This window comes from Chryseobacterium ginsenosidimutans (assembly GCF_039536845.1).
Taxonomy (GTDB): domain Bacteria; phylum Bacteroidota; class Bacteroidia; order Flavobacteriales; family Weeksellaceae; genus Chryseobacterium; species Chryseobacterium ginsenosidimutans_B.
Window position 1 is genome coordinate 189,460 of the sequence record NZ_BAAAZJ010000005.1, and the last position, 11,401, is coordinate 200,860.

The following is an 11,401-nucleotide window of genomic DNA, read 5'->3' on the forward strand; positions in this document are numbered from 1 at the left end:
TTGGGTGATTTATATTAATTTGAGAAACAAAGGTTGTGACTGATAATTGATTAAAATAAATAGTTAGCAATCAATTCAGGTACTCCTTTTTATCCAGTTTAAAATTGAGAATTTTTTCCCCTCTTTTTATTTTGATGTCGATTGTTTTCTGATCTTTTTCAACTCTGTTGATGAAATAATGACACACCGAATCCTGATCCAGATTATCCAAATTCACATTATTGATACTGATAATGGAGTCCCCTATTTTTAACGGAAAATTTTCCTGCTGATAAACAAAAGCAACCATCGGTTTTGTATCTATAAAACGATAACTGAACCCGAAAGATTCCAGTTTTGGAGGATTGTTTCTGATTTGTTTCATATAGATTTTATTATTTTCCCAGTCAAAAATGAAAGCAAAATCTTTGAAGAATTCGTTCCCAAGCCGATCTGAAGTACTGGTAAAAAATATCTCATCATGAAAAACTTTATTTCCTAAAGTCATAGAATCTATGCGGCAAATGTATCCTGCAGCAGGCTTTGCAATCCCAAATGCACCTGTTGATCTCGTCCCGAATGTTTCTATCTTACGGTTCACTTTTTGGGGCTCAACCTTAGTTTCCGCCACTTCAAACCTGCCTGAAAAACCTGTATCAAAAATAAACTTAACATCTTTATCAAAAAGACGTGTTTTTATAACCGGCGTTTTTTGGGGTTGTGGTTCAAAAGGAAGAACAGTATTATAATCTTTCAGATCAAAAAGTGACAAATCGGCGGTTGTTTCCAAAGAATTTTCAGCATAATTAACTCTCCAGAAAAGTTTTGCCATTTGGTTAGCTCCGATAATTCCGTCGGCCTTCAGACAGCTTAATTCCGCAGAATTAAGATCCAAAACAATAGCTCCTACTTTTTTGAAAACCACCTGATCAACAATCATTTCCGGAAGTTCCGTAAAGATCTGCTGCTGTGTCTTCTCATCAGAATCTTTTACCGATTTCTTATACTTTTTTTTGAGTTTCAGTTCATTATAAATAGCATGAGAAATAACAGTCGGAGCACCAGAATCAAACAGAAAGTTGTAGATTTTCCCATTGATACTGACCTTCACAAAAGGCAGTTCATTCTCATACCTCAGATTGATTTTCTCAACAGGATTCTGAAGCCACACTTCCCCACTCTCAAAGAACCTTTTTTCCTGCGCGGAAATTGTAATCATGTAGAATATGAGGAGCGTGTAGAGGATTTTTTTCATTTGCTTATTTTACACGAAAATAAGGTTTTTTGCGGGGATGGGGAAGATTAAAATTATTTCTTAATATTATTTTTCTTTTGCTTATAATAATTAATGTTACATTCTAAAGTCAGTCCAGCATCTACAACTTGTCTATATAATTCATTCATTTTCATTATAAATATTAATGATCTAAATTCGGATAAATCACTAACTTTTTTAACATTGTCAACTAAAATCCAAGTATTGATTTTTGTAACTAATAATTCTTCACCATCATTTATAATTTTAAATTCATTATGTTTAAGTAATTGTAATGTATTCAATGCTTGATCAATAACATAGTTTAATTTTTGAAGAGTTCCTTTTTTTACAAAAAATAAAGTTCCTTCTTTATATAAATCCATTTTTTCAACTTTATATTTACCTGCTAGTTGTACGAATTCAGTATGAATATTTAAATAGCCATCACCAACTCTTTTATCATTGAATTTATTTTCGGTTTCGTCTTCTTCAATATCAAAACCCATATTATATTTTAAAGGAATTTTTCGAACCTTATCGTTTAATAAATCTATATATGATTGGTTAAATTTATGCCATTTTCCATCAATTAATGTTTCTCTATCATCTGTTACAAATTGTAAAATGACCTTCAAAGGTTTAGAAAAATCGCGACCTTCTTCCCTTATAAATTTGACTTGTATATTATTAATTTCTTCTACAATATCAACTTGATGAAGTTCAATAAAACTTCTTAAATAATCTATTGATAATTCATTATACAGATCACTTTCTATTTCTTTTCCTCTTATTTTAAACTTAAAGAAAGAATCGCTCGTAAAAACAAAATCAATCCCTGACAAATCAAATTCCTCATTACTTACATCTGGATCATAATCACGAATTGCAATTGCAACTAATTCATCTAAACGTTCTATTTCTGTAGAATCTTTGATTAATTCAGCTTTTGGAAAATTAATTATCTTTTTTCCTTTTAATGTATTTTCAATTCTTTCTATTAATTGGGGAAATTCATTAATTTGAATATCTATATTAAGTTGAACAGAGTGTCCAAAACTAGCAATATTCCCCCATAAATCAGATGAAATTGTTTTAGCTTTAATAAAATGCAAAGATTCTCCACTATCATAATCTAAGATTGTATTGTTTGAAAAAGATGTTATAGACTTGTTCTTTTGAGATTTATAAAATTTTGAATTCTTAAGTTTCATATTTTCAACATCAATTATTCTCTCCGCTAAATTTATTCCAAATTCTAAATCACAAAATTCTTTTAGATAAAAGTGTGTCTTTCCAAGACTAATTACATAACAATAAAAATCATTATGTATTATTAAACATCCAAAAAATATTTTATTTTGAGGAATTTCTCTACCAATAAAAAAATTAAAATAGTATTCAGTCCACCAAATATCAACCAAATCTGGATTATTAGAAAGATAAAAATCTAAATTAGTTTTCCTAATATTTTTAGAATGAATATTTTTTAGTCCAACAAATTGCAATTTTTTAATCAAAAGATTTTCGTTTGCTTTTGGAATCCTGTAAATGTTAAATTTTGGCATACTTTATAAATTTTATATTAATTCCGAAAAATATAAATATACATTTACATAAAATTACGGTTATCCGTATTTCTACGGAATTTTCACAAAAAAAGCCATCCTCTCGGACAGCTTTCAAATATTTTAAACTCAACTTCTAAATTTTATCAAGAACTTTCTTCGGCAACACTTTCACCAATTGAGACTTATATTCCTTTTCAAGAATGACAAATTTCCATGCTTTTTTGTCTTTTGAAACAGCACAGGCTTTCATAGTAGCATTGATGAGATATGAACCTTCGTTGGCTAAATATTTTACATTATTTGCACCATATTTGGCTGTTAAAGCACTGCTCATTTTCTTTTTCATATCGTCGTTCAGTGAACTGACATTGCATTTCAGTTTCAGAAAATAATTGCTGATAGAAAAATATTCCCCGCTAATCAACTCAGGTTTTTCAATATTTCCGAACTGTAAATTCTGCACTTCAATTTTCATGAACGGATTGTTGTAGGTCATATTCAAAATCTGAGTCATCTGCTCTTTTGAAACTACGGTGAAGAATTTTGGATAGATACAGCTTACCGCCTGATCGATCTGTTTAGATTTAATACTGTTTACAAAATAGGTAAGTGATTTTTTTATTGCTGCATCGTCAGGATTTGCCTTGGTCTGGGCAAAAGTCATAAACGACAACAGAACGAACAGAAACAGAAGTGATTTGGTTTTCATTATTTGATAGGTTGTTACAAATTTTAAGATTACTTTTTAATAGAAAAGTTTTTAAACCTTCCTGATATGTATTATTAAATCTGTCGCAGCATTTAGGTAAATCGTTACAGAATGAATTTGAGCTGTACAAAAAAAGCCATCCTTTCGGACGGCTTTTGAAAATATTTTTAAGATTCGATTATTTTACTTTTACAAGCTCAACATCGAAAACCAACCATGCATTTGGCGGGATCACTCCTCCTGCACCTCTTTCTCCGTAACCCATTGCCGGCGGAATCAATAAAGTAGCAGTTTCACCTTCTTTTAATAAAAGGATACCTTCGTCCCAACCTTTGATCACTCTTCCCATTCCGATTGGAATCTCGATCGGCTCATTTCTTTTGAATGAAGAATCGAACTCAGTTCCGTCAACTAACTTTCCTGCATAGTGTACAGATACATTGTCACCTGATTTTGGAGCTTTTCCGTCAGTTGTTTTAGTGATTTTATAATAAAGACCAGATTCAGTTTTTTGCATACCTGCTTTTAGGTCTTCAACCATTTTCAATTGGTTTGCAGCAAATTCTTCTTCTTTTTTCTTTCTGTCAGCTTCTTCTTTAGCGATAGCAGCTCTGTTATTTTCTGCGATTTTGGCTTTTCCTTCCGTGAAAGTTTTTGCAGGATCGTAGTCTTTGTACTCATCACCTTTACTGAATACAGAAACTTTTTCTAAAACGATATCTGTTTTAGGTTTATCCTGAGCTCCTTTTTCTACGTTTGCAATAGCATCGATCACATCTTCTCCTTTTACTACTTTTCCGAAGATCGTGTGTTTTCCGTCTAACCAAGGTGTAGCCACTTCAGTGATGAAGAACTGAGAACCATTACTGTTTGGTCCTGAATTCGCCATAGAAAGAATTCCTTTTCCTGTATGGTGAAGATCGTTTCTTTCATCTTCGAATTTATATCCGGGATCTCCCATTCCTGTTCCCTGTGGATCTCCTCCCTGGATCATGAAATCTTTGATCACTCTGTGGAAAATAGTTCCGTCATAGAAAGGAACTCCTTTTGCTTTAGCTTTGTTGTCAATTTTTCCTTCTGCAAGACCAATAAAATTAGCCACAGTTACAGGCGATTTTTTATCCTCGAATTTTACGATCAAGTTACCTTTTGTCGTTTGAAGATTCGCATAAAGTCCGTCATTAAGACCTTCGTAAGTTTCTTTGTCTACGTTCATTTTTTTATAAATTGGTGTACAACTCATCAGCGAAATACTTGCCGCCGCCAGAATTATATTCTTGTTAAACAATTTCATTGATTATAATGCTTTTAATTTTATGATTAAAGGTATATCGTTGTCTATTTTCTTCTCGTCTCCATAAGTTCCGTACGCCAGAGAAGACGGAACCAAAAGCGTAACTTCCTCACCATCATGTATAAAACGCAAAGCATCTTCTACCGCTTTTAATTCATCAAAGTGTCCGAATTTGGCATCTTTTCTTTCGATCGGCTGATCGTAGATCTTGGTTTCATCAAAATCATAAAGATCATAAGAATAGGAAATCAAAGTATTGTCCTGTCTTCTCTGCCTTTGATCGAATCCTTGCGTATTTACCCAATAATTAAGCTGAGTCGGATAATATTTTACCGGCTGATTATTGATCCATTCCTGCATATGCATTCTTTCCTGAGTATTGAGATTTTTCATTCTCTCTCTGGAAACATTAAGATCATCTTTACTGAGAACACCGCCAATAGGTGGATGAGTCTGCGCATTCTTGCTACAGCTTATTACACCCAAAATCAATATGAAGAGTATTTTTTTCATAAACTTTTGCGAAAATACACATTTCGGGAGTTAATTACAAAAACAAAGAGTTTAAATATAAATTCTATGCTAAAAAAATTTTGAGAAGGAGAATTATTAAATTAAATGCATCATTTTCTCCATTCTGTCAGGCTGAGGCTCTCGAAGCCTTTTTCATAATTAAAAAACACAATGTATAAACCCTTCGAGAACCTCAGGGTGACAACGCGAATACTAAATGTTTAAAAAATCAAACAAAAAAGCCGAGAAAAAATTCCCGACTTTATATTCATTTTTTAGTTTAAAATTAAACCGTTTCCAAAACATGATCAACCAATACTCTCCATCCGAAAGGATCTTCTGCAAGGTTAGTCTGTAAATCAACTAAGTCATTTTTCAAAGCAACTGCAAAGCTTTCTTCGTCCGATAATCTTGGCAATTCCAATTTTTCACCATTGTAGCCCAAAGCCTGGAAAACTGTTGTAACAACAGCTGTTCCTACTCCCCAAACTTCTTTCAAAGTTCCGTTTCTCTGAGCTTCTACAACATCTTTTACCTTAATTGGTTCTATTTTCACTTCAATTCCTCTTCTTTTAGCCAGTTGGATGAAGCTGTCTCTTGTAACACCGTCTAAGATTTTTTCTGAAGTTGGAGGTGTAAAAATCGTATCGTTAATTCTTACGAAAACGTTCATTGTTCCACTTTCTTCGAAATATTCGTGAGTAGCATCGTCTGTCCAGATAATCTGCTCATATCCTTCTTCGATAGCCAACTGAGTCGGGTAAAAAGATGCAGCATAATTTCCTGCAGCTTTAGCAGAACCTACTCCGCCACTTGCCGCTCTTGAATAATGATCTGAAATTTTCACAGAAACAGGCTCTGTATAATACATTTTTGCAGGTGTTGCAACAATTGCAAACATATATTTATTAGCCACTCTTGCTTTTAATGCTTCTTCCGTAGCAAAAATTAAAGGTCTGATATATAAAGAATTACCTTCTCCCTGAGGAATCCAGTCTCTGTCGATATCCACTAATGCTTTTAATCCTTCTAAAAACATTTCTTCAGTTACTTCGGGCATTGCAAGACGCGTCGCCGACTTGTTGATACGTTCAAAATTCTTTTCAGGCCTGAAAAGGAAAACCTGTCCGTCTTTGTCTTTATAGGCTTTCATACCTTCAAAACAAGCCTGTCCGTAGTTTACCCCCATCATTGCCGGTGTAAAAGCTAAAGGACCATAAGGAACCAGTTTCACATCCCCCCATTTTCCATCTTCATACTCACATATTACCATATGATCAATAAAAGTATTTCCGAATGAAAAATTAGTTGGGTCGAATGTAGAAATTCTGGAGTTTTCAGTTTTTTGAATTATCATTTCTAAAATTTTTTATGATGTTCTACAAATTTAACATAATTTTCTAAATATAAAAATTTTAGAGTAAATTTGTAAAAAAATAGCTTGAAAAGAGAAATTAAAACGACAAACGACGGCAGCAAAACACTGTTTATCAATGATTTAAATGAAAACTACCATTCCCATCATGGTGCTCTTCAGGAAGCAGAACATGTGTTTATCAAAAATGGATTAAATCTATTGAATGATTACGAAATTAATATTTTAGAACTCGGTTTTGGAACAGGTTTGAATGTTTTGGTAACAATTAATGAATATTTAAAAACTGACAAAAATCATATCATCAACTATTTTTCACTGGAAAAGTATCCCATAAATGAATCTGAAATTAACGATTTGGCATATTTTGAGCTTTTCGATAACCCGGAATTCAAAAATATTTATCAAAAAATTCATCACGCAGATTGGGAAAAACCAGTTGAAATTATTAATGGATTCAATTTAAAAAAGATACAATGCGATTTTTTTGATCTGAAAGACATAGACTTACCAAAAATCAACCTAGTTTATTTCGATTGTTTCGGAGCCAGAGTACAGCCCGATCTTTGGGAAAAACCACTTTTTGAATTGGTTTCAGACAAAATGGCGGTTAACGGACTTTTAACAACCTATTCCTCAAAAGGAAGCGTAAGAAGAATCTTACAGGAACTTGATTTTAAAGTAGAAAAGAAAACCGGACCTCCGGGAAAAAGAGAAATGATTAATGCTGTTAAATTGTAGAAATTAGATAGTAGAAGTGAGAAGTTAGTGAAGGTGTATAGATTATGAATGAATGGCCAAAGTTGAATTTGGTAATATAATGTATATTTTTCTAAGCTAATTTCTAGTTTATACCCTCTAACTTCTATACAAAAATTCCTAAATTAGCTACACAAATTATTATATATGATAGATAAGATCAACATTAGAGTTTACGCCTGTGCTGTAAAGGATAAAAAAGTTTTGACTTTATTTGAAGAATATGTAGGCGAACCTTTAATGAAATTTCCGGGTGGCGGATTAGAATTTGGCGAAGGAGTAATAGACTGTTTACATCGTGAGTTTGATGAGGAGCTGAATGTAAAAGTGGAAGTTGTGGAACATTTTTATACACAAGAAAATTTCCTTGTTTCGCGTTTCAGAGAGAATGAACAGTTGCTTACTATATATTATCTGGTAAATATTGTCAATGAAGAAGATTTTCTGATTCTTGATCCCTGCATCGAAAAAACAGAATGGATTGATCTGAATACTCCGGATAATCCATTTCCTCTACCGATAGATAAAATCGTTTTTGATAAATTAAAAGAAAAATTCCTGTAAAATATTTACAGGAATTTTTTATTGTTTTTTTATTTATATACTTTAAAATCTTTTGCTCCCGGATATGGCTGTAAATACCCTGAATTCCAATTGGATTGAAGTAATGACTCCAAATATTCATCGGTTCTGTTGGCATGCGGATCATATTTATCTTTCAAGTCGATATCTGCCATTTTGCCTTTTACATTCCACCAGAAAGCAACCCATCCTCCTCTTAATTCTTTAATGATTTCATAAACATTTTTCCCGGTTGCTCTATTCATCAGTTTTCCAAAAATCTGACCTTCCGTTGTTGTTAAGTCTCTCAATTGCTTTTCGTATTGATCTGCCAATATATTTTGCCTGTCTCTTATGTATTTTCTTTTTGCTTTACTGTCAAGATTAGTCATTTCTCCCTGAATATCCCTGTATTGTTGTAAAGCTGTCAGAAATAAAGGATATACTCGGTATAATTTTTTATTAAGAAAATAATAATAATTTCTGTCTAGCTGATTATTGAATTTCGGTTTATTTACTAAAATCAATTCATCCATTACAACAACTGTTTCGCCATTGATCTCGTACACCCGCATCTTTTGCCTTTCGTCATAATAGTATTTTTTTCCAAATTCATCCGTTTTCAGCAACTCCTGCGGATACTGGCTCAAAGGAATTGCGATAACAGAATCCTTCTGACCAAAAACACAGACTCCGAAAAAGAAAAGAAAAAGACAAATAATCTTGCTAAAATTCATTATTTTTACGCTTATTACAACGAAAATTAAACGCAAAAATCATTCCTTTTTATGAAATTTGAGAAGAAATCTTTAAAATTTTTAGAAAAATATTTAAACACATCATCTCCAACAGGTTACGAACATGCAGGTCAAAAAATCTGGATGGATTACATCAGACCCTATGTCGATAAAATTGAAGTAGATCATTACGGAACTTGCTATGGGATAATCAATCCGGAGGCAGAATTTAAAGTAGTGATTGAAGCTCATGCTGATGAAATCTCATGGTATGTTAATTACATTACAGACGACGGTTTGATCTATGTAATCCGAAACGGAGGTTCAGATCAAACTATTGCTCCCTCGAAAGTTGTTCATATTCATGGCGAAAACGGCATTGTAAAAGGTGTCTTCGGATGGCCTGCCATTCATACAAGAACCAACCAGAACGAGCCGGTTCCAAAAATTGAAAATATCTTCATCGATTGCGGTGCAACAACCAAAGAAGAAGTTGAAAATATGGGAATTTATGTTGGTTGCATGATTACTTATCCCGATGAATTCTTCGAAATGAACGACCGTTATTTTGTTTGTCGTGCTTTAGACAACAGAATCGGCGGATTTATGATTGCTGAAGTGGCAAGACTTTTAAAGGAAAACAAAAAAACAATTCCTTTTGGTTTATATATTACCAATTCCGTTCAGGAAGAAGTAGGTTTATATGGAGCTGATATGATTGCAGATACGATTAAACCTAATATAGCAATCGTTACCGATGTTACCCACGACACGACAACTCCAATGATCGAAAAGAAAAAAGAAGGCGACCAGAAATGCGGAGCCGGGCCGGTTGTTTTCTTCGCACCAAGTGTTCATCATACGATCAGAGAGTTGATTATTGATACTGCAAAAAACAAAGAAATTCCTTTTCAGAGGGCTGCAGCAAGCAGAGCAACAGGAACCGATACAGATGCTTTTGCCCACTCAAACGGCGGTGTACCAAGTGCATTAATTTCTCTACCTTTGCGCTACATGCATACCACAGTGGAAATGGTTTCTAAAGAAGACGTAGGAAATGTAATTAAATTAATCTACGAAACACTTCTTAATATAACCCCTGAAATGAGATTGAAATATCATTAATTTAAGAAATTAGATATTATAAGTTAGAATTTGGTTTAAACACTAATGGTTGATTTTTAATATCTAATTTCTAACTTCTAATATCTAAGTAAAGTAAAAATGAAAACGAAGCTTATTGCTCCTTCCCTTTTATCTGCAGACTTTGGGAATCTGCAAAGAGACATTGAAATGCTGAACAATTCGCAGGCAGACTGGTTTCATATCGACGTAATGGACGGAAGATTTGTTCCGAATATTTCATTTGGTTTTCCGGTGATGAAAACAGTTCAGCAGCATGCGAAGAAGTTTGTAGATGTACATTTGATGATCGTAGAACCTGAAAAATATATTGAAGAGTTTGTAAATCATGGTGCAGATCTTATTTCCGTTCATTATGAAGCCTGCACACATCTTCACAGAACAATTCATCATATCCAAAATTTAGGGGCAAAAGCAGGCGTTGTTTTAAATCCTTCCACTCCGGTTTTAATGTTGGAAGATATTATTGCTGATGTAGATTTGGTATTGTTAATGAGTGTGAACCCAGGATTTGGAGGTCAAAAATTCATTGAAAACACATACAAAAAAATTGCTGAAACAAAAGATTTGATTTTAAGCAATAATTCTACCGCATTAATCGAGATTGACGGAGGAGTAAATTTGGACAACGCAGCAAAACTTTTCGAAGCCGGAGCTGATGTTTTGGTTGCCGGAAATGCAGTATTTTCAGCAGAAAATCCGGAAAGGACAATTGAATTATTAAAGATTTAATTCTTTAAACCTATAAATACAAAGGCAACTCAATGAGTTGCCTTTCTTCTTAATGAAAATCTGAGCCTTTAATGGTTATTAGTTTTTGAAGACTTTAATGCTTAAATTTCCTTTTCTAATGCTGATGTAAAGATGATAATAAAATCAGATATAAAACATCCGTAAAAACACGGAATTTTTACTTAAGTATTTTTACTTAATTAAAATTTTGATTAAAATTTTTAACTTATTCAACCTTGTTGAAAACACAGGTACAAACTGTTAAAATTATGGTAATTACAGAAAAAACTGATCTGACATTGTTTAAAGAATTCCACCTGTTTTCAAATATATCACGCATTTCTTTAATTTTCTGTGCCGTTGAGTTTGCAATATCAAACTTGTCTAGCTGATCATTCAAAGGAACATTTCCAAACATTGTAACCCCGAAAACCCCGATCAGATAAGCCAAAGCTGCCAATAAAAGAAGAAGAAAAACAGGATTTTGACTCCGATAAAAGAAAGTTGACACAGGAAGCAGAATTGCCGTTCCCATAAAACTTATAAAAAACAAAGGATTCAGGATTTCCCGATTGATGGATTGCATAGATTTTAAATATTCGGCATCTGATAATTTCCCCAATCCCAAAACTACAGAACACGAATAAGCGTAAAAAAGTCCCGCTATTAAAGCTGTGAACGTTGCTGTGACGATAAGAAGTATTGTTGTCATTTTCATATATTGTATTTTGATAATTTCGGATTTGTGGATTTATAAAAATAATACATTAAAA

12 protein-coding genes are annotated in these 11,401 nt (G+C 33.0%); 4 read left to right on the top strand and 8 right to left on the bottom strand.

The genetic code is table 11. The annotated features are described in order from the left end of the window. Positions 1–70 precede the first annotated feature (70 nt). From ABD745_RS07845 to ABD745_RS07870, 6 genes are all read right to left on the bottom strand, one after another. The gene (locus ABD745_RS07845) at positions 71–1,234 is read right to left on the bottom strand and encodes an aspartyl protease family protein (RefSeq protein WP_344827704.1); all 1,164 of its coding nucleotides are present in this window, start codon (positions 1,232–1,234) and stop codon (positions 71–73) included. A gap of 53 nt (positions 1,235–1,287) precedes the next feature. Continuing rightward, positions 1,288–2,802, bottom strand: coding sequence for a DUF6119 family protein (locus tag ABD745_RS07850; protein ID WP_344827705.1), 1,515 nt, complete (start codon positions 2,800–2,802; stop codon positions 1,288–1,290). 136 nt (positions 2,803–2,938) lie between these two features. Further along, entirely contained in the window at positions 2,939–3,514 is a 576-nt protein-coding gene (locus ABD745_RS07855; protein WP_344827708.1) for a hypothetical protein, read from the bottom strand. Positions 3,515–3,692: 178 nt separating this feature from the next. Then, positions 3,693–4,730 (bottom strand): peptidylprolyl isomerase, encoded by a 1,038-nt coding sequence (locus tag ABD745_RS07860; protein ID WP_344827836.1) that lies wholly within the window; start codon positions 4,728–4,730, stop codon positions 3,693–3,695. Between the two features lie 81 nt (positions 4,731–4,811). Continuing rightward, positions 4,812–5,321 (bottom strand): FKBP-type peptidyl-prolyl cis-trans isomerase, encoded by a 510-nt coding sequence (locus tag ABD745_RS07865; RefSeq protein WP_344827711.1) that lies wholly within the window; start codon positions 5,319–5,321, stop codon positions 4,812–4,814. Positions 5,322–5,607: 286 nt separating this feature from the next. Further along, on the bottom strand, positions 5,608–6,678 hold the full coding sequence (locus ABD745_RS07870; RefSeq protein WP_344827714.1) for a branched-chain amino acid aminotransferase: 1,071 nt from the start codon (positions 6,676–6,678) through the stop codon (positions 5,608–5,610). A gap of 84 nt (positions 6,679–6,762) precedes the next feature. On the opposite strand from ABD745_RS07870, the gene mnmC2 reads away from it, so the two are divergent. Both mnmC2 and ABD745_RS07880 read left to right on the top strand, forming a co-directional pair. Beyond that, positions 6,763–7,437, top strand: a complete 675-nt coding sequence (gene mnmC2 / locus ABD745_RS07875) for a tRNA (5-methylaminomethyl-2-thiouridine)(34)-methyltransferase MnmC2 (RefSeq protein WP_344827717.1) — start codon at positions 6,763–6,765, stop codon at positions 7,435–7,437. Positions 7,438–7,602: 165 nt separating this feature from the next. After that, positions 7,603–8,019, top strand: coding sequence for an NUDIX domain-containing protein (locus tag ABD745_RS07880; RefSeq protein ID WP_344827720.1), 417 nt, complete (start codon positions 7,603–7,605; stop codon positions 8,017–8,019). 29 nt (positions 8,020–8,048) lie between these two features. Here the strand turns inward: ABD745_RS07880 and ABD745_RS07885 are convergent, their stop codons facing one another. Beyond that, positions 8,049–8,753, bottom strand: a complete 705-nt coding sequence (locus ABD745_RS07885; protein WP_344827723.1) for a DUF4294 domain-containing protein — start codon at positions 8,751–8,753, stop codon at positions 8,049–8,051. A 51-nt stretch (positions 8,754–8,804) separates the two neighbouring features. Here ABD745_RS07885 and chrP point away from each other — a divergent pair, with 51 nt between their 5' ends. Together chrP and rpe are read left to right on the top strand one after the other, a co-directional pair. Then, the gene (gene chrP, locus ABD745_RS07890; protein ID WP_344827726.1) at positions 8,805–9,878 is read left to right on the top strand and encodes a chryseobasin maturation metalloprotease ChrP; all 1,074 of its coding nucleotides are present in this window, start codon (positions 8,805–8,807) and stop codon (positions 9,876–9,878) included. A 99-nt stretch (positions 9,879–9,977) separates the two neighbouring features. Beyond that, entirely contained in the window at positions 9,978–10,628 is a 651-nt protein-coding gene (gene rpe / locus ABD745_RS07895) for a ribulose-phosphate 3-epimerase (protein WP_344827729.1), read from the top strand. 226 nt (positions 10,629–10,854) lie between these two features. Here the strand turns inward: rpe and chrI are convergent, their stop codons facing one another. Then, a complete protein-coding gene (chrI, locus tag ABD745_RS07900; RefSeq protein WP_344827732.1) occupies positions 10,855–11,340 on the bottom strand; it encodes a chryseobasin maturation helper ChrI in 486 nt (161 codons plus the stop codon). Between the last annotated feature and the right edge of the window lie 61 nt (positions 11,341–11,401).